20 protein-coding genes are annotated in these 20,732 nt (G+C 73.2%); 17 read left to right on the forward strand and 3 right to left on the reverse strand.

Annotation, left to right across the window (positions count from 1 at the left end; genetic code table 11):
* Positions 1–58: 58 nt before the first annotated feature.
* On the reverse strand, positions 59–748 hold the full coding sequence (locus IH25_RS0103295) for a nitroreductase (RefSeq protein ID WP_030602489.1): 690 nt from the start codon (positions 746–748) through the stop codon (positions 59–61).
* A gap of 111 nt (positions 749–859) precedes the next feature.
* On the opposite strand from IH25_RS0103295, the gene IH25_RS0103300 reads away from it, so the two are divergent.
* Positions 860–1,447, forward strand: coding sequence for a TetR/AcrR family transcriptional regulator (locus IH25_RS0103300; protein ID WP_030602492.1), 588 nt, complete (start codon positions 860–862; stop codon positions 1,445–1,447).
* 168 nt (positions 1,448–1,615) lie between these two features.
* Here IH25_RS0103300 and IH25_RS0103305 read toward each other — a convergent pair whose 3' ends face one another.
* A complete protein-coding gene (locus IH25_RS0103305; RefSeq protein WP_030602495.1) occupies positions 1,616–2,242 on the reverse strand; it encodes a TetR/AcrR family transcriptional regulator in 627 nt (208 codons plus the stop codon).
* A 127-nt stretch (positions 2,243–2,369) separates the two neighbouring features.
* Between IH25_RS0103305 and IH25_RS0103310 the strand changes: the two genes are divergently transcribed.
* From IH25_RS0103310 to IH25_RS0103385, 16 genes are all read left to right on the forward strand, one after another.
* A complete protein-coding gene (locus IH25_RS0103310) occupies positions 2,370–3,821 on the forward strand; it encodes an amidase (protein ID WP_030602497.1) in 1,452 nt (483 codons plus the stop codon).
* Positions 3,822–3,897: 76 nt separating this feature from the next.
* Complete coding sequence (locus IH25_RS0103315) at positions 3,898–5,151, forward strand: amidohydrolase family protein (protein ID WP_030602498.1); 1,254 nt, start codon at positions 3,898–3,900, stop codon at positions 5,149–5,151.
* Between the two features lie 556 nt (positions 5,152–5,707).
* The gene (locus IH25_RS37315) at positions 5,708–6,508 is read left to right on the forward strand and encodes a phytanoyl-CoA dioxygenase family protein (protein ID WP_157846933.1); all 801 of its coding nucleotides are present in this window, start codon (positions 5,708–5,710) and stop codon (positions 6,506–6,508) included.
* A gap of 55 nt (positions 6,509–6,563) precedes the next feature.
* Positions 6,564–9,020, forward strand: a complete 2,457-nt coding sequence (locus IH25_RS0103325) for a B12-binding domain-containing radical SAM protein (protein ID WP_157846934.1) — start codon at positions 6,564–6,566, stop codon at positions 9,018–9,020.
* A gap of 4 nt (positions 9,021–9,024) precedes the next feature.
* Positions 9,025–9,150, forward strand: a complete 126-nt coding sequence (locus IH25_RS42770) for a hypothetical protein (protein ID WP_267925859.1) — start codon at positions 9,025–9,027, stop codon at positions 9,148–9,150.
* Between the two features lie 131 nt (positions 9,151–9,281).
* Entirely contained in the window at positions 9,282–10,835 is a 1,554-nt protein-coding gene (locus IH25_RS0103335; RefSeq protein WP_030602503.1) for a B12-binding domain-containing radical SAM protein, read from the forward strand.
* The gene (locus IH25_RS0103340) at positions 10,828–11,661 is read left to right on the forward strand and encodes a hypothetical protein (protein WP_030602505.1); all 834 of its coding nucleotides are present in this window, start codon (positions 10,828–10,830) and stop codon (positions 11,659–11,661) included. The genes IH25_RS0103335 and IH25_RS0103340 overlap by 8 nt, the downstream gene beginning before the upstream one ends.
* A complete protein-coding gene (locus tag IH25_RS0103345; protein WP_030602508.1) occupies positions 11,651–12,520 on the forward strand; it encodes a hypothetical protein in 870 nt (289 codons plus the stop codon). The genes IH25_RS0103340 and IH25_RS0103345 overlap by 11 nt, the downstream gene beginning before the upstream one ends.
* Positions 12,513–13,448 carry an ABC transporter ATP-binding protein gene (locus IH25_RS38440; protein WP_051753734.1) on the forward strand — a complete coding sequence of 312 codons (936 nt, stop codon included), beginning with the start codon at positions 12,513–12,515 and terminating at the stop codon, positions 13,446–13,448. Before IH25_RS0103345 ends, IH25_RS38440 begins: the two co-directional genes overlap by 8 nt.
* Positions 13,445–14,200 carry an ABC transporter permease gene (locus IH25_RS0103355; RefSeq protein ID WP_030602514.1) on the forward strand — a complete coding sequence of 252 codons (756 nt, stop codon included), beginning with the start codon at positions 13,445–13,447 and terminating at the stop codon, positions 14,198–14,200. The genes IH25_RS38440 and IH25_RS0103355 overlap by 4 nt, the downstream gene beginning before the upstream one ends.
* Positions 14,201–14,251: 51 nt before the next feature.
* Positions 14,252–16,036: an alpha/beta hydrolase gene (locus tag IH25_RS0103360; protein WP_030602517.1), complete on the forward strand. Its 1,785-nt coding sequence runs from the start codon at positions 14,252–14,254 to the stop codon at positions 16,034–16,036.
* A complete protein-coding gene (locus IH25_RS0103365; RefSeq protein ID WP_030602520.1) occupies positions 16,033–16,674 on the forward strand; it encodes a DUF6445 family protein in 642 nt (213 codons plus the stop codon). The genes IH25_RS0103360 and IH25_RS0103365 overlap by 4 nt, the downstream gene beginning before the upstream one ends.
* 355 nt (positions 16,675–17,029) lie before the next feature.
* Positions 17,030–18,070 (forward strand): peptidoglycan-binding protein, encoded by a 1,041-nt coding sequence (locus IH25_RS0103370; RefSeq protein WP_030602523.1) that lies wholly within the window; start codon positions 17,030–17,032, stop codon positions 18,068–18,070.
* Positions 18,071–18,336: 266 nt separating this feature from the next.
* Positions 18,337–18,687, forward strand: a complete 351-nt coding sequence (locus IH25_RS0103375; protein WP_030602525.1) for a hypothetical protein — start codon at positions 18,337–18,339, stop codon at positions 18,685–18,687.
* Between the two features lie 104 nt (positions 18,688–18,791).
* A complete protein-coding gene (locus IH25_RS0103380) occupies positions 18,792–19,379 on the forward strand; it encodes a L,D-transpeptidase family protein (RefSeq protein WP_030602528.1) in 588 nt (195 codons plus the stop codon).
* 132 nt (positions 19,380–19,511) lie between these two features.
* Positions 19,512–19,877, forward strand: a complete 366-nt coding sequence (locus tag IH25_RS0103385) for a DUF1330 domain-containing protein (RefSeq protein WP_030602531.1) — start codon at positions 19,512–19,514, stop codon at positions 19,875–19,877.
* A gap of 31 nt (positions 19,878–19,908) precedes the next feature.
* On the opposite strand, the gene IH25_RS0103390 is transcribed toward IH25_RS0103385, so the two are convergent.
* Positions 19,909–20,508 carry a DinB family protein gene (locus IH25_RS0103390; RefSeq protein ID WP_030602532.1) on the reverse strand — a complete coding sequence of 200 codons (600 nt, stop codon included), beginning with the start codon at positions 20,506–20,508 and terminating at the stop codon, positions 19,909–19,911.
* Between the last annotated feature and the right edge of the window lie 224 nt (positions 20,509–20,732).

Raw genomic sequence — 20,732 nt, forward strand, 5'->3', positions numbered from 1 at the left:
CCGCACACGGTCGGGCGGGTCCCCGGATCCCGGATCGACGGCAACCGCTGACAACCCCCTAGCCGTGGAAGGCCGTCACCTCTTCGAGCGCGGCCCGCTCGGTCGTGACGCGGTTCACGGGCGCCGCCTCGTCGGCGTACCCGAAGGAGATGCCCACGAGCAGTCGCCCCGCGGTGACGGCGAGTTCGGCGCGGACCGTGTCGGCGTAGAAGCTCAGCAGCCCCTGCGGGCAGCTCGCCACGCCGTACGCGGTCATCGCCAGGAGCAGGGTCTGCATGTAGGCGCCGACGTCGGCGGCCAGCCGGGGTCCGCCGTCCCCGGTGACGAACAGGAAGGCGGCGTGCGGCGCGCCGTAGAAGCGCAGGCTCCGCGCGTCGTAGGCCGCTCGTGCCTCGTGGTCGTCGGGGCCGATGCCCAGCGCACCGTACAGGTGGGCGCCGAACGCCGCCCGGCGCGCCCGGTGCACCGGTGCGTACATGTCCTCGGAGTACGGGAAGTCGGCCGAGGTGCGCTGTGCGGCGTGGGCCGCCTGCAAGGCGTCCGCCAGGCGCTCACGCGCGGCGCCGCTGACCACCTCCACCCGCCACGGCTGCGCGTTGGAGTTGGACGGCGCGGCGCCGGCCAGCGAGAAGATCGCGCGCATCGTGTCCTCGGGCACGGCGTCCGGACGGAATGCGCGGGTCGCGTGGCGGCCGCGTATCAACTTCTCCGCGCAGCCACTCAGTTCGGTGGGGGCCAACGGGGTCATGGAGCACTCCCTCGACGACAGACGGTGTAAACGGAACCGTTTACTTTGCGGATACGGCAGGACCGTAGCAGACGCCACCCGCCGAGGTAAACGCGGACGTATACTTGGCGCATGAGTGCGACGACTACGGCCTCCGGGGGGCGCGGGCGCGGCGGGCGGGAGCGCATCCTGGCCGCCGCCGCCCGGCTGTTCGCGGTGCAGGGGATCAACGCGACCGGCATGGAGCAGGTCGCGGAGGCGGCCCCGGTGTCCAAGCGGACGCTCTACGCGCACTTCCGGACCAAGGACGACCTGGTGATCGCCCACCTCCGGGACCTCGCCTCGTCGGGGGCGACCCTGGAGAGCGTGCTGACCCGCGAGGACATCCCGCCCCGGGAGCGGATCCTCGGGTTGTTCGACCAGTCCGCGCCGGAGGCGGCACCGGTGCGCGGGTGCCCGTTCATCGATGCCGCGGCGGAGTTTCCCGACCCGGACAGCGCGGTCCACTCCTACGCCCGTGAGCAGAAGCTACGGATGGTGGAGCTGGTCACCGCACTGGTGACGGAGCTGGGCTGCCGGGAGCCGGCCGCGCTCGCCGAACAGCTGGTCACCCTCGCGGACGGGGCGGCCAGCCGGGCCATGGTGCTGGGCGAGGCGGACTACGGCCGGCACGCGCGGGCGGCTGCGGAGACGCTCCTCGCGCACGCTCTCACGGCGTGATCCATCGGCCGCCGGCCGGAATCCTTACGGCCGGGCCGGCCACCGCGGGCCGTGCGGCGGCAGTCCCGGGAGCGTGGCGCGCGGCCAGGCGGCGTCCGCCGGGTCGGTGACACCGGCGCTGGAAGCGAACCCGGTGGTCTCGGTGACGGGAACACCGGGTGCGGGCGGTCAGCCGGTCGCCGTGGGGGCTGCGCCGAGCGGGGAGCGGTACCGGTCCAGGATGCCCTCGACGGTCCTCATCAGCCGGTTCCCCGCCTGGCCGATGCTTCCGTTCTGCGTGCTGACCTGCGCGCCTTCGAGTACGAAGGTGATCTCGGCCGCGGCCTGCTCGGGGTCGTGCAACCCGGCCTCGGCGCACATGGCGACCAGTCTGCGGGTCTGGAGCGCCTTGTGCTCCTCGATCACTCGACGTGCGGGGTGGGAGCGGTCGGGCAGTTCGGCGAGGGAGTTGATGAACGGGCAGCCCCGGTGCGAGATGCCCGGCAGTCCTTCGGCGATGAAGCGGGCCAGGCCGAGGATCTGCTCCCTGGGCCGGCCGGGGTGTTCGGCCTCGGCCCGGTCGAAGGCCGCCTGGTAGTCGGCGGCGACGATCCGCAGCCACTCCGCGACCAGCGCGTCCTTGGTGTCGAAGTGCCGGTAGATCGCCATCTTGGTGGTCTCGGCCCGCTCGGCGATCGCCTGGACGCTCACCCGCCGGATCCCCTCGCTCTGGAAGAGCTCTTCCGCCGCGTCGAGGATGCGTTCACGAGGGGGCAGTTTGGCCACCCTGCTCGGCCTTCTGGCGGTCGCTGCCATGACTACTCCGTGACGTCAGGTCCGGTGTGGCCCCCACACCCACCGCCAAGATACCAGCCCGTTCCATGCGATACCGTTCGGTCTCATCAGAGACCCAACGGTATCGATCTGTCTGCTGGGAGTCGTAGTGAGGATGTCCGAGTACGTGAGCTTCGACGCGGTCGGACTCGCGGAGCTGATGGCCAACGGCGAGGTGACCCCCGCCGAAGTGGAGACGGCCGCACGGGAGGCCGCACGGGCGGTCGATCCGCGGATCAACGCCATCGTGGAGACATGGCCGGCCGAGGACGCGCCCGGTCCCGGCAGCGCACCGCTGGCCGGGGTGCCTTTCCTGATCAAGGACATCGGAGTCTCCATGGCCGGGAGGCGGATGGAGCTGGGCAGCCGTCTCGCACTCGGCGCCGTCGCGCGCGCCGACTCCTTCCTGATGGCACGCTTCCGTCGCGCCGGCCTCGTGACGTTCGGGCGTACCGCGACACCGGAGATGGCCTACAGCATCACGACGGAACCACTGCTGTACGGCGCGACCCGCAACCCGTGGGACCCGGCGCGGAGCGCGGGCGGATCCAGCGGCGGCGCGGGCGCGGCTGTCGCCGCCGGGGTGGTCCCGGTCGCACACGCCACCGACGCCGCCGGCTCGCTGCGCGTCCCCGCCGCCTGCAACGGCCTCTTCGGGCTGAAGCCGACCCGTGGCCGGGTCTCCATGGGCCCCGACTTCGACGAGGTCTTCAACGGCCTGGCCGTGCACGGCAGCCTGAGCCGCACCGTACGGGACAGCGCGGCACTGCTCGACCAGATCCGCGGCCCGGAACCGGGCGACCCCTACTCCGCCCGGCAGCCGTCCCGGCCGTACGCGGAGGAAGTCACCCGGCATCCGGGCTCGCTGCGGATCGGTGTGCTCGCCCAGGCATGGGGCGGACGCCGCACCGCGCCGGCCGTGGCCGACGCCCTCTCCCGCACCGTGCGCCTGCTCGTGTCCCTCGGCCACCGGGTGGAGGAGGCCGAGGTCGCCCTGGGGGCCGGCTGGGAGGAGTTCGTCCTGGCCAACGCCCGCCTGATGACGGCGAATCTGACGGCCCAGGTCGACGAACTGGCCACCGTCTTCGGCCGGCCGGTCGACTCCTCCACCCTCGAACCGATCACCCTCGCCGGCTACCACTACGGGCAGCGGGTCAGCGGCGCCCAGTTCGTCACCGCCCTCACGATCCGGAACCGGGTCGCCCGGAGCCTGGCCCGGTACTTCGACGCCTACGACGTACTGCTCACCCCCACGCTGCCGGAACTGCCCGTGCCCCTGGGCACCTATGCCGAGGGCGCGGAGGCGCTGGACGGCCTCGGCTGGATCGACCGAATCAACGACCGCTCGCCGTTCACCATGGCGTTCAACGTGGCGGGCACCCCCGCCATGTCCGTGCCCCTGACGGCCGACCCGGAGACGGGGCTCCCGATCGGTATGCAGTTCGCCGCGGGCCACGGACTCGAAGGCCGCCTCTTCCGCCTCGCCGGCCAGCTCGAGCAGGCGAGCCCCTGGTCGGGACGGACCCCCACGGTGTGGGCGGGCAGCCCGACCGTTCCCTGAGACCACCGCCCAAGCGGTGGCGCACAGACATCCGTGGCACGACGCACGACCCACCCCACACGCCTACAGGAGAGCGATGACTCGGCAATCCGGAGCGACCGTGAACGCCGGGGCTCACGGCCCCGCGCCCTACGACCTCGTGATCAGGCGCGCACATGTCTTCGACGGCCACCAGGCGCTCGCCGGTCTGTACGACATAGCCGTCGACGGCGAAAAGATCGCGTCCGTCTCGGCCGATCCGCTCAGGGGCACACGGGAGGTGGACGCGGCCGGAGGGTGGGTCATGCCGGGCCTGATCGACACACATGTCCACCTCTACGACGTACGCGCGGTCTCCGGTCCCGACTCGATGCGGGCCTTCGAGGACAACGAACTTCCCCGAAAGCTCGGCCTGTTCCTCGATCACGGGGTCACCACCATCAAGTCGGTGGGCGATCCGACGGGCGGAATCCTGGACACACGGTCCAAAATCGCCGCGGGAGCGCTCGGAGGCCCGCGGCTGCTGGCGACCGGCTGCGGCATCACCGGACGCGACGGGCATCCCGCCACCACGGTCTTCGGCGACAACCCGTGGGCACGCGAGCGCTTCACGGCAGAGGTCGACGGCGTGCGGCAGATCCGCGACCTGGTGCACCACCTCGCCGACCGCGGGGTGGACGCGATCAAACTCCTGTCGGAGGGCGCGTGCGCACACTCCGGCGGACCGACGTACCTCTGGCGGAATCCCGCGTTCCCGGACGGTGTGGAGTTGGTACGGCTACCCGTCGCCCTCCTCCGCGCGGGGATCGAGGCCGGGCACGAGCGGGGCCTGCGGGTCACCGTCCACACCACCCAGCAGGCCGCGGCACGCGAGGCGATCGAGGCCGGGGCGGACGGCCTGGAGCACGGTGTCACCATCGAGCCCCTCACCGACCACTCGCTCATCGACCTGATGCTCGAACACGGCATCACCTACACGCCCACACTCTGGATCGACCACGCCCACCCGGACGCCCGTGGCAACCTCAGGAAGGTCGCGGCGGCCGGTGTGCACATCGCGCTCGGCAGCGACACCTTCAGCGGGCGGGGCCTGTTCGGAGCCAACACGCTGGAAGAGGCCGAACTCATGGTGGCGGCCGGGATGACGCCCGCACAGGTGCTGGCCGCGGGCACCAGCGGCGCCTCACGGCAGTGCGTCCGCCCCGACCTCGGCACGGTGGCCCCCGGCAAGCGCGCCGATCTGCTCGTGCTGAACGCCGATCCCACCGCGGACATCGGCAACATCCGCGACCTCGGCATGGTGATCCTGAACGGCGAAGTCACCGTCGACAAGCGTCGGCCCGGCCTGTGAGCCGCGCTCCGGCCGAGGCGACGGCCACATCGGGTCCGTGGACCGCAGCGCACGTCCGGCCGCTCCCCCAGGCCCGGCGGTCGTCACTCGTGCGGGTGATGTTCGGTGGGCGCGGGGCATGCGCGGGAGTCCATGTACGGCACCTGGCGCGGTGCCCATTCCCGGCGGCGGGGCTGTCCGTCATTCCCTCGGCTACCTGTCGAAAGGAGCCCTGCCGAGACCGCTCGCGGCTCTCCACCAGATCAAGAAAATCCCATGTTTGAAAAGCGCGATGTCCGCTTTGCGGAGTCCCCAAGATCCGTACGGAAATGCCGCGTTGATGGACGTCGCGAAGTGGGCGCTGCTAGCATCCCACCGCACCGAAGATTCAGCACTCCACCGGTGATTCGGTTCCGACTGGGACCGGTTCACCGATAATCGGGGCGGATTGACCACCCTCCCCCTCACTCCCTTATTCGATGCCATTCCCTTCAGGGCTCAGTCAAACGAAGTACCGGGGGCTCCGTTGGCTCATGTCTCTCTCGTTTCCTCTTTTCTCCGGCATGGTTACGTCCGTGTGAGAAATGCGCTCGACCTCGGCCCCGGATCGCGTCTCCAGCTCTTTTTCGAGACCACGCTCCGCCGGGAGGGACTCACCGTGGACGGCCGGCTGAAGGTGCCGCCCGGTGTGACCTCACTGCCGCCGACCCGCGTCGCCGACCTCGCCGAGGTGGCGCCCACCCTCTGGGAGGCCGTGTGCGCCCTGCTCGGCGGAGCCGGCCGGATCAGGCGGCCGGCCCGTCTCGGCAACGCCCTGATCTGCAACTTCCGTACCACCGCGCTGGCCGACAGCTGGCACGTGGACGGTGACTTCTTCGTGCACCACCCCGACAGCCCGGAACAGGCGCTGCTGCTGTTCGTGCTGTGGACCGACGTGGCGGAGGACGAGGGCGCCACGCTCGCGGCACCCACGGCCACCGCGGACATTCTCCGGCACCTGGCCCGCCATCCGGCCGGGCTGACCAGCGCTCACATTCCCGCCCGGGATTTCGTCGGCGACCCGGCGCGGCATCTCGCCCTGACCGGCAAAGCGGGTGACGCCTGGATCCTGCACCCGCTGACCGCTCATCAGTCGGCCCCCAATCCCCGGGGGCGGCCCCGATTCATCTCCAATCCGGTCGTGGCACTCGAAGCACCGATGAATCTCGCCGACGGTCCGGAACCGAAAAGCCCCCTCGAAGAATTGACCCGGCGTCTCCTCGGGCAGCCCTGGACCCCGCACTCGGACGCGGTGCGGCAGACCTTCGTCCCCGGACGCATCGGCCGCTGGGACGGCGAGGGAACCTACACCGACCGCTCCTCCGTGCCTTCGCCGTGAAGCGGTGAAGGCGTGAAGGCCGGACCATTTCCCGGAAACGGGACGAGGTGAGCCCATGCACCCACGCAATCCCGCACCCCCGCCCGAAAACCACGACAGCCCCAGCAACCCCAGCCCCAGCCCCAGCCCCAGCCCCAGCCCCAGCCCCGACACAGCTGATACCGCTGACACCGCTGGTACCCGCGTCCTGCTGGTCAACCCGCCGCTGTGGAACCCGTACGCCCCGCATCTCGCCGTACCCCTCCTGCTGGCCGTGCTGCGCCGCCACGGTGTGGCCGCCCGCGCGCTCGACCTGTCCGCGGAGACGATGCGCCACCTGCTCAGCCGCGCCGGGTCCGGCGACTACGCGGCCCACCGGCCGGAGACGCTGACCGGCCGGGCCCGGGACCAGTTCGAGGCGGCACGCTCCGCGGTGGACCGCGCGGCGGCGTTCCTGCGCTCGCCGGCCTCCGTGGAGGACATCGACGGTCACCGGGCCGCCACCGCCGTATGCCATGCCGTCCTCGGCGGCATGGCCGCCCTCACCCCGGGTGCCCGGCTGAGCTTCGACCGCTTCGACCTGCGGCACCGCCCCGTCTCCAGCGCGCAGGTGATGCGCGCGGTCACCGACCCCGTGCACAACCCGTACCTGCACGTCTTCGAACGCGTCCTGGTGCCCCGGCTGCGCGCGCTGCCGGACCTCGAAGTGGTCGGACTGTCGGTGTCCGCCGACTCCCAGCTCATCGCCGCGCTGACGGCCGCACGGCTGGTCCGGCGCGAGCGGCCCGCCGCGCACATCACCCTCGGCGGCAACTTCGTCACCCGGATCGCCGACCGGCTGCGACCGGGGCACCCGTTCTTCACCCTTGTGGACTCCCTCGTGTGCTACGAGGGCGAGGAGTCGGTCACAGCCCTCGTGGACCGGCTGCTCACGGGCCGGTCCCCGCACGGCGTGCCCGGCATCGTCGTACCCGACGGTGACGCCCTGCACCGCTGCCCGCCCGTGACCGCCTCGCTCGGCGAGCTGCCCGTGCCCGACTTCACCGACCACCCCCTGGCCGACGGCTATCTCGCGCCCGGCCCCGTCCTGCCGGTCATCGCCTCCCGCAGCTGCGCCTGGAAGTGCGCGTTCTGCGCGATCCCCTTCGCCTCGGACGCCTTCCGGATGCGCGCCCCCGAGGCGGTCGTCGCGGAGCTGGACGAGCTGCACCGGCGCCACGGCATCCGGCACTTCCAGTTCGTGGACGAGATCCTGACCGTCCGCAGCATGCGCGGACTGGCCCGCGGGCTGGCCGGGCGCGGCTACCGCTGGTACGGCGAGACCCGCTTCTCCCCCACCATCGACCGCCGTCTGACCGACGCGCTGTACGCCGCCGGGTGCCGCCGGCTCGACCTGGGCCTGGAGTCGTACAACCAGGGCGTCCTCGACCGCATGCGCAAGGACATCAAGGCCTCCTGGATCGCGCCCAACCTGGACGCGCTGCTCGCGTCCGGCATCAGCGTCCACCTCTTCGGGATCGCCGGATTCCCCGGCGAGGCGCGCTGGCAGACGGCCCGCACCGTGGAGTTCGCGGCCGCGACCCTCGCCCGGTCGCGGGAGCGGTACGGCGTGCCGGACAGCACCTTCGGCATCGGCCCGTTCGTCCTGGACGCGCTGTCCCCGGTGGCCGCCGCCCCGGAGACGTACCAGGTGCGCCTGGAGCCCCCGGACCCGGGCGAGGACCTCCAGATGGCGCTGCGCTACGACTACGTCGGCCCCGTTCCGGAGCCGCGCGACGCGGAGGACCGGGACATCGCCGCCCGGGCGGACCGCGTCCTGAGCGGCTCACCCGATTCGGCGGACCGCCCCGCCGAGGAGGTCCTCTTCCTGCGGGCGGACTCCCGCCGAGGCCACCGGGCCGCCCCGCCGCAGGTGCCCTGCCCGGGACCCCACTGGGACCGCATGGTGCTGCGCCCCGCCGGCGGCTGGGTCGTCCGGCTGCGCGACGGCGACCGGACCCTCCTGTACGAGCCCCGGGAAGGCGCCCTCTTCAGCCTGCCGAGCGGACTGCTGGACGCCCTGCCCGGGCGCGCCGTGGACGTGTGCCGGGACCGGTCCGAACGCACGCTGCTGCGGGCCGCGCTGCACCACCGGTGCCTGGAACCCGCCGGCCCGGACACCCGGCCGCTGACCTCGGCGGCCCAGCTGACCGGCGACCTGCTGCTGCGCCTCGCCCCGGGCACGCGGCTCGTCCACGAGGGCACCGACGCCTTCCTGACCTCCTGGATCACCGGGCAGCGCCTGCGCCTGTCCGCCTCCGGGGCCACCGCCGCCCGCCTCATCGCCGACGCGAGCGAAGACGCCGACGCGGGCCGAGGCGCCGACGCCGAGGCCGGCGACGGCGCCGGCCTCCGGTGGGCCGCGCTGGCCGCGCGCTGCGCCCCGGGATCCGTACCGCGGCTGCGCGCCTTCGTGTGGCGGCTGCTGATCGCCCGGTTCCTGTCCGTGGAATCCCCGGACAGGTCAGCGCACCCAGTCGCCGGAAGGAGGTGAACCCATGGCAGAGGAGCAGACGGACACCGCCGCGGCGGAGGTCGAGTTCGAGGACGACGGTTTCTTCGAGCCCACGATCGAGGAGGCCATCATGGCCTCCGGCCTGCACAAGCAGTTCGTCGTGGACTGATCCGCCGGCACGGGACGGGTCCGGTGCACCGGGGCCAAGCCGGTGCACCGGACCCGCACCACCCCTCATCATCGCGCACCACCCCTACGACGTCACTCGCACCGCCGGACGGCACGGAGGGACCCTCCCCGATGACGCCAAGCCCCGCACCCCTGTCGCTGACGCCGGTCGCCCAGGCCGCGCCCGCGGCCACCGTCGCCGTGGTCTCGCTGCCCTTCTTCACCCCCTTCGCGACCTGCTACCCGGCCGTGCTCATCACCCGGCGGCTGCGGCAGCTGGGCTGCCGGGCCCGGTTCCTGCCGGCGCACATGGAGTTCTACGCCTTCGCACGCGGCCGGGGCCTGCCGGAGAGCGCGTACAAGCTGTTCACCAACCGGCACTTCGCCTCCGATGTCGCCCTGCTGCCCCTGTGGTCGCCGCCGGCCCCCGCCCACCGGGCCGAACGCGCCGAGCTCGCGCGGACCGAGATCCTCGCCGGCGCCGAGGACGAGGCGCGGCTGCGGGAGCTGTTCGACGCCTATCTGGACCGGCTCGCCGAACGCCTCGTGGGCACCGAGGTGCTGTGTCTGACCAGCACCCACTTCCAGTTGCTGCCCAGCCTGCTGCTGGCCCGCCGCGTGGCCCGCGCCGCCCGGACCCGGGGTGTGCCCCGGCCGCGCGTGGTGCTCGGGGGCTACTTCGGCTCCTCGCAGGTCGCCCGGGACGTCCTCGCCCGGCACGAGGAGGTGGACGTGGTGGTGTACGGGGAGGCCGAGGACGTCCTCGGCGACGCCGTGCACCACGCCCTCCAGGGGCGGCGCCGGCTCGTGGCCGGCCGGGCGCACACCTTCAAGGACGGGTACGCCGAGCAGTCCGCCCTCGTCGCGGCCGGAACGCGCCGGCCCTGGCTGCGCGACCGGCTGGTGGTGAGCCTGGAGCTGTCCCGCGGCTGCTACTGGGACCGGTGCGACTTCTGCAACTTCAACGACGCCTACGACGCCCGGTTCAAGATGCACGACCCGGCCCGGGTACTGGCCGAGATGGCCCACCTGGCCCGGACGTACGGGCAGCGCCGCTTCCAGTTCCTCGACACCGCGCTGCCCCCGCGGCTGACCCAGGCGCTGGATGACTCCGGGGAGCGGCACGACTACCGCGTCTTCTGCGAGATACGGCCCGACTTCGGCCAGGAACGGCTGCGCCTGCTGGCCCGGCTCGGCCGGGTGACCGTGCAGCTCGGCATCGAGACCCTGCTGGAGGACCATCTGGCGCTGATGAACAAGCGGCAGAGCGTCGAGGAGGGCGTCGGGATGCTCCGCGCGGCCCGCTCGCTGGGCATGCGCAGCGTGTGGGGTGTGATGATCGGCCATCCCAAGGAGACACCGGACCACCGCCGGCGCCTGCTCGCGGAGATCCGCGCGCACCGCCGGGCAGGTCTCCCCGCGCCCAAGTACCTGACCGAGTGCGAGCTGCGCCCCGGCAGCGGGCTGTGGGACGAACGGGCCGCGCTCGGGCTGAGCGTGGAGTTCCCGTGGCGGATGTTCGACAGCCTCCTCAGCCCGCGAGAACACGCCTGCTCCCTGATCCCGAGCCGAGTGCGGGGCATGCCCTTCGAGGAGCCCGGCTACCGGGCCGACCGGCGGGCCATCAGCGAGGAACTCACCGCCTGGCAGCGCGAACAGGGCATGGAGGCCGGTCTCGATGCCTGACCGCACGCTCCCGGCCGTCCGGGCCCGCTTCCTCGGCACGACCGTGGATTTCCACTGCGCGCACCCCCGCGACGCCGGCCACCTGCGCTACTACCTCGACGACCACCTCGTACCGGAACGGACGTGTGGCGAGGCCGAGTTGAGCGTGCGGCTGGAGGCGGACGGGGACGGCTGCCTCACCGCCGCCCTCGGCACGGCGACGCCCAAGCGCGTCTGGTGGCGCACGCCGGGCGGGCCCTGGCTGCTGTACGAGGAGTGGGGCGTCCAGGCCCGGCTGCCGTCGCCGGTGCCGCCCTTCGGTCTGCCGCCGCTGCGCGACCGGGTGCGCCTGCGGCACGGTGCCGCCCTGGCCGCCCCGGACGACGGGGGCCGGGCGCTGGCGGTCACCGGGGCCAGCGGCACCGGGAAGTCGGTCGTCGTCGCCCATCTGCTGCGCCTCGGCTGGCGGTTCGTCTCCGACGACCTGCTGGTGCTGGACCGCCGTAGCAGGGGGCGGTTGTACTACTACGGCCGGCCCGTCGGTGTCCGCGCGCGCAGCCTGCCGCTGCTGCCGTGGCTCGACGCCTCGCTCCTGGCCGGCGCGCCGTGTGTGCCCACCCGTTGGGGCAGCACTTGGATGGTGCGCCCGCAGCGGCTCGGCCGCTGCGCCCCCGCCGACCGGCCGTACCGACTGTCCTGGCGCCTCGATCTGGCCCGCGGCGACCGCTTCACCGCGCGCGCCGACGGGCCCGTCACCCGCGTCGGCTGGGACCCGCACCGGCACCTGGCGCCCCTGCTGGAGACGTGTGCACAGCTGACCGGAGGAGGGAGCCGCCATGCCGGGTGACCGGGGCGCCGAGCGCGTCCTCGACTTCTTCGGCACCGTGGTCCGGGTGCGGTGCGGGCCCGCGGACGCCGTGGATCTGGACTTCTTCTTCGGTCCGCACCGGGTCCAAGGCGGGGCGCGGCCCCGGTACCGGGTGGAACTGGTCGCCGGTGAGGGCGGGTTCCTGCGCTCGCTGCTGGCCAAGGACGACGCTCCGAAGTCCTTCCGGCTGTGCGCGGAGCCGGGCGGCGACCTCATCGAGGAGCGCCGCTTCACCCGCTGGTCCTCGGTGCCGTCACCGCTGCCGCCGTTCCGGGCCCTGCGGGACACGGTTGTCACGGTCCAGGCCACGGTGCTGGTGGGCGCGGGCCGCTGCGTGGCCTTCTTCGGCGCACCGCACAGCGGCAAGACCAGCCTCGGCCTGGTGCTCCTGGCCCGCGGCTGGGCCCTGGCCTCGGACCAGCTGCTGGTGGTCGAGCGCGCCACCGGCGCGGCCCGGCCGTATCTCACGCCGACCGGGGTGCGCGGCCGTACGCTGGCCGCGATGCGCGAGGGCGCCCTGGCCGGGCTGGAACAGCGCCGCTCCTTCTGCACGGTGAGCGGTGAGGTGGTGCTCGCCCGGCCGGAGGGCCTGGGCGCGGTCGTCCCCGTCGGACGACGGCTGCGGCCGGTGCACCTGGTCGCCGTACGGCGGGCCGGCGCGCCCGTCCCGCCGACGCTGGAGCCGGGCGGGCCGGTGCCGCGGGTGTGGCCGGCCGGGGCCTGGTCGTGGCTGGGCGGCACGCTCGCGACCGACCGAGCACGAAGCCTGCTGACGCTGCCCGCCGAGGGCGGCGAGGAGGCGGGCGCGAATCTTGTGGAGGAGTACTTCGGTGCCTAGCCTGACCGTCGATCACGTCACCAAGCGTTACCGCACGGGGACGGAGGCCCTGCTCGACGTCTCCTTCGCCGTGGAGCCCGGCACCGTGCTGGCCGTGGTGGGCCACAACGGCGCGGGGAAGTCGACGCTGCTGAACATCGTCTCGGGGCTGATCCGCCCCACCTCCGGCACGGTCACCGCCGACGTCGGGCGCGGCCGGGTCATGTGGGCACCCCAGCGGACGATGGTGGACTGGTCGTTGACGGTGCGTCAGAACATCGAGTTGGTGGCGCGGTTGACCGGCACGCCGGTCGCCGCCGTGGACCGGGTGCTGGGGCTGCTGGATCTGGACAAGGTCCGCTCCCGGCAGGCCGAGTACATCTCGGGCGGGCAGTTGCAGCGCGTCCAGATCGCGCGGGCGCTGGTGGCCGACGCGGCCGTCTACGTACTGGACGAGCCGACGGCCGGGCTCGATCCGGCGGCCGGTGAGCTGGTGATGGAGCATCTGCGCGGCCGGGCCGCCGCGGGCAGCACGGTGCTGGTCTCCTCGCACGACCTGGACGCCGTCGAGCGGACCGCCTCCGGCCTGGTCCTGCTGGACGAGGGCAGACTGCGCGCCCACCTGCCCGTCGCGGAGTTCGTCCGCCGGGCCGGCGCCACGATGAAGGTGAGCGTCGTGTTCGCCGAGCCGATGCCGGACACCGTGCCGGACCGGCTCGCCCGCACACTGCCGGCGGAGTGGACCCTGACGACGGCGCCGGACCGCGCGGGGCTGGCGGTGCAGGTGCCGCTGGCCACGGGACTGCGCCCGGTCCTCGCCTGGCTGCCGCCCGAGCTGCGGGTGCAGGACCTCAGCGCCGAGAAGCAGTCCCTGCGCGATGTCTACCTCGCCCGCTACGCCGACCGCACGCCCGCCCCCGAGACCGAGACTGTGACGGTGCAGCAGTGAAGACCTCCCTGACGCTGGCCCGCTTCCACCTGCTCAGCGTGTGGAACTGGCGGACCAGCCATCTCAGCCGGGTCATCGAGGCCCCCGCCTACTTCCTCTTCATGGTCACCGGGCTGGACACCCTGGTCGCCGGCACCCGGGTCGACGGCATGGCCTACGACGACTTCGCCTACGCGGGCGTCCTCGTGGTGATCGCCGTACGCGCCCTGTTCTGGTGCATGGGCGATGTCGCCAACGACCGCAAGTGGGGCGTGTACGCGGTCGCCCGGACCACGGACGTGTCCTTCCCGCAGTACGTCGGCTCGATCCTGGCGGCGAACACCGTGGTCGCGACGGTGCAGATCGCGGCCATCTGCGCGCTCAAGCAGCTGCTGGGGCGCGGCAGTCCGGCCCAGGACCTGAGAATGGCGGGCCTGGCGGTGCTGGTGTGTCTGCTGACCGTGCTGACCGGATGCGCACTCGGGTTCGGGATCAACAGCTACAGCAAGCGGGACCTGATGACGTCCCTGTTCAGCCTGCCCCTGGTCATGACGGCCCCGCTGTTCTACTCCCTGGACGGGCTGCCGCTGTTCATGCGGGTCCTGGCCGCGGTGAACCCGTTCACGTACTGCGTGCTGCTGGTCCGCTCCCCCGCCGCGGACAGCTTCCCCGCCCAGGCGATCACGGGCTGCCTCGCCGCCGCGCTGCTGGTCCTGGGCGGCCTGCACCTGGCCGCCGGGCGGCACGAACTCGCCTCCAACGAGCAGGGCTGACCCGGGATGTGCGCGTACGGGGAGCGTCGTCCGTCCGGCGGGCCGGAGCCGGTGGCGGTGCACGGGCTGCTGGCCGTCGGCGCGGCCGGCTACTGGTGGCAGGACGCGGAGAGCGGGTCCCGGCTGCTGCGCGGCGACGCTTCCGGGGTGCGCGAGGTCGCCCTGCCCCAGCCGCCCGACGGCCTCACGGCCCTCGCCGTCCATCCGGCCGACGCCGGGCCCGGCGCCGCCCTGTACGGATATCCCGGCGGCGACTACGGCTATCTCACCGAGGCCGGCGCGCCGGACCGCGTGCTCGCCCGGCGTCCCGCCCTGGTGCGCCTGCCCCGCGTGCCGTCGGCGACCGGCGGACCGGCCGGGCCGGGCTTCGTCTACACCGGATTCCCGCCGGGCGCCCGCCTGGAGGACCCCCCGGTGGACGGGATCAGGGTCGCCGTGCACCGCGCCGGTGAACCCTTCGCGCACGACCGGCCGGTGCCGCTCGGCGACGCCCCGGACGCGCTGGTCACCCTGGAGCCGACGGCCGACCCGGACGCCGTACTCGTGAAGTCGACGGCGCGCGGTGTGACGGCCCACCGGCTGCTGCGCCTCGCCCCCGGGTCCGGCCTCCCCCTCGTCACCGAACTGCCGGCGGCGTCCTCCCCGCGCACCCGCCTGGTGCTCGGCGCGCACCGCTGGTGGCGCGGCGAGGCGCTGGGCACGCCCCGCGCCGTCCTGTACGCCCTTCCGCCCGGCGAGACGGACCCGTCCGCCGGGGAACCGGTCGCCTTCCCGGACGGGGCGGCACCGGCCTGGTTCTGGGGCACACGGCAGGGGGTGGTCGTCCGCGCCGTGGTCGCGGGCGGGACCGAGGCCCTGTACCGGATCGACGCCGACAGCCCCGAGCCGCGCCTGGTCGCCGGGGGCGCGCCCGGCGACTCGTTCCCGGAGGTCACCGCCGCACCCGACGCCGACTGCGCCCTGTGGCTGAGGGTCGGCCGCCGGCCCGACGGCGGTACGGCCGGCCACGTGGAACAGCTCCTGGACGGTACGACGGCCCCGCGCACCCTCCGCGCGCTTCCCTGGCCCGCGTCCGCGCCCCGCACTACCCGGTTCTGCGCGGCGGGCGACGGCCACCGGCTCCCGGTGGGGCTGTCCGGCACCGCGGGCCCCGTCCTGCTGCTGGAGCACGGCGGGCTCACCGCCCTGGCCAACGCCCCGCTGGAACGCGCGCTGGAGGACCTCGCCCGCGCGGGACGGCTCACCGTGGCCCGGGCGGTGACCCGGTCGCTGGTCCCCGCCCATCGGGTGCCGGCCGGCGGGCGCGGATACGACGACCTGCTGCACGCGGCCCGGCACCTGCGCCAGCGCACCGGGCCGGACCGGCCGCTGTTCGTCCTCGGGCACAGCATGGGCGCGGTCGGCGCCGCACGCGCGGTGCTGCTGGAACCCGGCCTGTTCGACGGCTGGATCCTGCGCTTCCCCGTCACCGACCTGGTCGGCTTCCCCGCGCTCGGCATCGGCCGGTACTGGACGTCCCTGCTCGGCGACCCGTCCCGCCCCGAACAGCGCGCGGCCCTCGCCGCGCTGTCGCCCCTCCACCTGCCGCTGCCCGCCGGTCCGCTGCCGCCGGTGCTGATCCAGACCGGCACCCACGACACCCGGGCCGACGCCCGGCACGGCCGGCGCCTGGCCGAACGGCTGCGCGGCCGGGCGGCGGTGACCCTCAGCAGCTATCCCGTCGGCCACGTGGAACGGTTCTGCCAGGGCGCCTCGCGCCGGGCCGTGGCCGAGGTGACGGCCTTCGTCCTGGACCGCGCCGCTGTCGCCCGTGACCCCGAAGGAGCCTCGCCATGACCGTCACCGGCATCGACCGCGCCTCCCTCATCGTCGTCGACGACGTCTACGCGGACTTCGAACGCGCCCGCGCCGCCGCGCTGTCCCGCCCGTTCACCCCGCGCACGGACAGCGCCTTCGCCTATCGCACCGCGCCTGCGCCCCGCTGGATGGAGGAGGAGGCCATCGGCCGGATCTGCGAGGTACTGGGGGCCGGCAGCCGGGCGGAACTGATCGCCAACCATCTGCACATGTCGACGGCGATGGACTGGAAGGTCAACCTGCACCGCGGCGCCCGCATCCACATCGACGAGGCCCGCTGGGCGGGCGTGCTCTACCTGAACACGGCGGAGCAGTGCCGCGGCGGCACCTCCCTCTACGCCCACCGCCGCACCGGAGTGCGGCACTTCTCCGAGCTGCGCGGCCGTGCGGACGCCCAGGAGATCCTCGCCGACGGCGGTGACATCACCCGGTGGCAGGAGCTGCTCTCCCTGGCGATGGTGCCGAACCGGCTCGTGCTCTTCGATCCCGGCCAGTTCCACCAGGCCCAGGAGTACTTCGGCGACAGCAAGGCCACCGCCCGGCTGATCCACAACTTCTTCTTCCGGCACATCCCGGCACACTTCGACCCCGGCCGGGGGAAGACAGCGGCGAACTGAGCCCCGGCGGGCGGCTCCCCCGGCCTCGCATCCTCCCTGTGAGTGACCCACGCACGTCAGACCGGTGCCGTACCGCGCACTCGTCCGGATGAACTCGCGCACTCGCCGCCGAGCCCGTCCACCGGCGCGAGCCCGCTTCCGCTCCCGGCCGCGCGGTGCCCGTGGCGGCGAGGGGCCGCCGACGGCTTCGCGGCAGGCACGCCGGGAGCCGGCTTCCGTGTCGCTACGCTCTGCGCCGCTGTACGCCGATGCGTCCATGCATGCCGAGGCATGCCCGGCCGGCCTGCCGTATGCCGTGCATGCACCGGTGCGGATGCCCGGCCGACCCACCTGACGACCACTGGGGGACACGGACATGCGGGAGCGAGAGGACCGGGCGCAGGGGGCGCGGTTGGCGCTGGTGCTGCGCCGCTGGTGGGAGGAGGCCGGAAGCGCGTCCGGCGGTGCCCGGCCGACGCAGCAGGCGCTGGCCGCGCGCCTGGGCATCGACCAGACCACGCTGTCGCGCTACCTCAATCCGAAGCACCCCTTGAACGCTCCCCCGCGGGTGGTGGAGGCCCTGCACGCCCAGCTGCGGGCCCCGGCGGCGGACCTGGAACCGGCCAGGGCGCTGTGCCGGGCCGCACTGGAGGAGAGCAGCCGCCAACGGCCGGCCGGCGGCAGGACCGCGACCGGCCTCGTGGAACAGCCCGGCACCACCTCCGGAGCCTGCGCCCCCACCGGTGCCGATGACACGGTGAGGGCGGGCCGGTACGGCGCGTGGGGCAGGCTCCGCTCCCGGCGGCTGCTCCCGGCGCTGGTGGCGTCGGCCGTCGTACTGTCCTTCGCCGCCGGGATCGCCGTACACGCGCTGCTCGCCCCGGGCCACGGCGTGCCGGCCGACGGCGCTCCCGGTGCGTTCCGCGTCACCGAGTCGCCGTACGAGTGGCCGCTGCTGCGGATGAGGAAGGAGGACCAGTACACCCGTGCCCGCGCGTTGCAGCACCTGCTCAACGCGTACGGCTACCAGGTGAGGACGGACGGCTTCTTCGGCGAGGAGACCCGGGACGCCGTCATGGACTTCCAGCGCAAGCGCCATCTGGTGTCCGACGGCAAGGTGGGCCCGGACACCTGGCCGGAGCTGGTGCGGACGGTCGGGCCCGGTTCCTCGGGGCACATGGTCCTGGCCGTGCAGGAACTCCTGGACAACGTGGGCCAGGGCGGCACGGTGGTGTCGGGGCGGTTCAGCGCGGTGACCGCCGACGATCTGAGGTTCTTCCAGCGCACCCACCACCTGCCCGTGACCGGCAGGGCGGACCCGGACACCTGGCTGGCGCTGCTGGTGCGGCAGCGTCCTCCCGCCAGTGCCCCGGCGTATCAGAGGTCGACGGGCATGCCCCCGTCCGCGTCCGCGTGACAAGCGGCGGCATAGGCCCGCCCGCAGGGCGTGGGCCCGCCGTCCCGCCGGCATGACAGCACGTCGGCGGCGCCCTGGGTTCCGATGCCGGGACGCGGCATGGATGTGCCTGGGCGGGCGGCCGGCATCGGCTTCCGCGGGCCGGCTCCTCCGGCCATGCTGCTGCCGCGACCGGCGTTCCGGGCGGCCCGCCCTGTCGGCGGCGCCCCGCCCTGAGAGGCGTTCCGGTCCGGCTTCCATGACCTCTTTCACCTGGAGGAGCAACCATGTCCGCTGTCCGCAAGACCCTCACGTCCGCCCTGTCGGCCGCCGTTCTGGCCGGCGGCCTGGCCGTGGCCGCCGCCGGCCCGGCGAGCGCGGCCACGTGCCCCTCGTCGGCCGCGCCGGTGATCGACGGGGCGAGGGCCGCCTGGTCCCTGCGCTGCTCGGGCAACAAGGTGACGGTGTCCGGCTGGGTGGAGGACACCCGGGCCGACACGAAGTGTGCGGTGGTCCGCGTCAACGCCGGCAACGGCGGCTACAAGACGAAGTCGGCCTGCGGCTCGGGGGTCCGGGAGCAGTTCTCCTACACCTTCGGCGGGACGAGGTCGGCGCAGGTCCGGCTGGCCATCGCCTGACCCGGCAGGCCGGGGGCGGGCCGCGGCGCCCGCCCCCGGCACCCTCACCACACCCGCGTGTGCACGGCCCGAAGAGACCGTGCGGAAAGAAGGCAGGTACCCCCATGAGCAGCAACCGACGGTGCGTACGCGGCATCACGGCCGCCGTGGCGGTGACGGCCGCCCTGACCGCGGTGCCGGCCCTCGCCCCGGCCGCCACCGCCCACGCCCCCGCGAAAGCCGTGACCGCGGCGGCGGGACCGGCGACCACCCTGGTGTTCGACAAGAACCCGGACTCCCCCACCCACTCCAAACTCTCCGTCTACGAGGGGAACAAGCTCTGGGCCACCTACCGCGCCGGCTCGGGCACCGGCGTCAAGGACGACTGCGTCCGCGGCAAAGGCTGGCTGCCGAACGGGAACTGGCGGATCAAGCTCAAGGATCCCTTCTACGACGGCCGTCTCATCAAGGGGTACGCCGTTTATCTCCAGGACATGAAGTGCTCCCGGGGCACCCTGACGCGCACGGAGATGTTCATCCACTCCGAGATGAACCGTGACGGCGGCCAGGGCAGCACCGAGAGCCGCCGGTGGGACGGCGACGGGGACTACAAGTCCAACGGCTGCGTGAAGCTGCGCCCCGCGGACATCAAGAAGATGTTCCGCCTGCTGAACCGCATCGGATGGCCGACCCACCTGCGCGTGGTCTCCTGACGGCGGCTCGGCCTCTCGGACAGGCCGGCATCCTCATTACCTCCCTGGTAATCGCCCCGCCATGAGGCTCACGGCTACGTTCGGAGCGTCGTCCCGCAGGGGGACGCGAACGATCCGGCAAAGGAACCCGTCGTGCCCGCTTACGGCTTCGCGCATCTCCGCAACCGGCGTCATCACCCCGACGTCCTGGAGTACTTGGAACGCATCCAAGGCACCCTCGACCCCTTTCACGGACGCTTCGTCATCCACGGCCCACCGGCCGAGGTGGTGGAGGGCACCTGGCCCGGCAGCATGGTGCTGATCGAGTTCCCCGACCTGGCCACGGCCCGTGCCTGGTACGTCTCCCCCGCGTACCAGGACATCCTGAGGCTGCGCACCGACCACATCGAGGGGGACGTGGTACTGGTCGAGGGTGTGGGACCGCGTTACGACCCGCGCGAGCGGGCGGCGAAACTGCGGGCGGGGGCCGGGAGTCCGGACGACGGTCCCGAGGTCTGAGCCGACGGGCCGGCCGCGGCGGGGCGCGCGGTCAGCTGTCGCCGGCCTCCCGGGCCACGCGCTCCAGCCGGCGGTGGTGGTTCTCCCACCATGCCTGGTCCGCGGCCGGCAGACTGCCCTGGCCCGGCGCGTACCCCGCGGACCCGTCGATGAGTTCGCGCACGATGTCGGCGTGACCGGCATGGCGCTGGGTGTCGCAGAGCACGCGCACCAGGACGTGATGGAGGGTCACTTCCCGCCGTTCCTCGGGCCACCACGGGACGTGACCGGTCGCGTCGAGGGCCAGCGTCGCGATCGTGCGGTCCGAGTGCTCCCACGCCTGGCGGTACAGCCCCACGATCTCCTCCCGTGACTCCTCCGCGGTGGCCCACATGTCCGCGTTGGGTTCCGCCTCCCGCGTGTACCACCAGGGCGGCGGGTCCTCCTCGAAGTACGGGCGTGCGAAGGTGTCGCCGAAGTACGCCAGTTCCACGCCGGCGACATGTTTGACCAGCCCCAGCAGGTTGGTTCCGGTGGGGGTCAGCGGGCGGCGGACGTCGTACTCCGAGAGTCCGTCGAGCTTCCACAGCAGCGCGTCCCGCGCCTCTTGCAGATAGCGGAGGAGGTCCGCTTTCGGGTTCGCTTCGATCATGTCAGGCAGTCTTCCACCCGCCACTGACAACCGGGCCCGCCGGTGGCCACTCATGTCGGGTGGAGGGGGGAGGCGAAGCGGATCGCCGCCTCGCCCGCGAAGTCCTTGAGCGGCTGCTCGCGCGCCAACCGCTCCAGGGAACGGCACCCCGTCACGGAACCGGTTATGCAAAGGAAGTCCAGATGTCTCACCCGTGATCCACGTGTGACATGGGGCCCAGGTGC

The organism is Streptomyces achromogenes subsp. achromogenes (assembly GCF_000720835.1).
GTDB lineage: Bacteria > Actinomycetota > Actinomycetes > Streptomycetales > Streptomycetaceae > Streptomyces > Streptomyces achromogenes.

Coding starts and splice junctions, on each gene's coding strand:
- IH25_RS0103295 (WP_030602489.1), bottom strand. CDS start 748: ATGACCCCGTTGGCCCCCACCGAACTGAGTGGCTGCGCGGAGAAGTTG.
- IH25_RS0103300 (WP_030602492.1), top strand. CDS start 860: ATGAGTGCGACGACTACGGCCTCCGGGGGGCGCGGGCGCGGCGGGCGG.
- IH25_RS0103305 (WP_030602495.1), bottom strand. CDS start 2,242: ATGGCAGCGACCGCCAGAAGGCCGAGCAGGGTGGCCAAACTGCCCCCT.
- IH25_RS0103315 (WP_030602498.1), top strand. CDS start 3,898: ATGACTCGGCAATCCGGAGCGACCGTGAACGCCGGGGCTCACGGCCCC.
- IH25_RS0103325 (WP_157846934.1), top strand. CDS start 6,564: ATGCACCCACGCAATCCCGCACCCCCGCCCGAAAACCACGACAGCCCC.
- IH25_RS42770 (WP_267925859.1), top strand. CDS start 9,025: ATGGCAGAGGAGCAGACGGACACCGCCGCGGCGGAGGTCGAGTTCGAG.
- IH25_RS0103335 (WP_030602503.1), top strand. CDS start 9,282: ATGACGCCAAGCCCCGCACCCCTGTCGCTGACGCCGGTCGCCCAGGCC.
- IH25_RS0103340 (WP_030602505.1), top strand. CDS start 10,828: ATGCCTGACCGCACGCTCCCGGCCGTCCGGGCCCGCTTCCTCGGCACG.
- IH25_RS0103345 (WP_030602508.1), top strand. CDS start 11,651: ATGCCGGGTGACCGGGGCGCCGAGCGCGTCCTCGACTTCTTCGGCACC.
- IH25_RS0103365 (WP_030602520.1), top strand. CDS start 16,033: ATGACCGTCACCGGCATCGACCGCGCCTCCCTCATCGTCGTCGACGAC.
- IH25_RS0103370 (WP_030602523.1), top strand. CDS start 17,030: ATGCGGGAGCGAGAGGACCGGGCGCAGGGGGCGCGGTTGGCGCTGGTG.
- IH25_RS0103375 (WP_030602525.1), top strand. CDS start 18,337: ATGTCCGCTGTCCGCAAGACCCTCACGTCCGCCCTGTCGGCCGCCGTT.
- IH25_RS0103380 (WP_030602528.1), top strand. CDS start 18,792: ATGAGCAGCAACCGACGGTGCGTACGCGGCATCACGGCCGCCGTGGCG.
- IH25_RS0103390 (WP_030602532.1), bottom strand. CDS start 20,508: ATGATCGAAGCGAACCCGAAAGCGGACCTCCTCCGCTATCTGCAAGAG.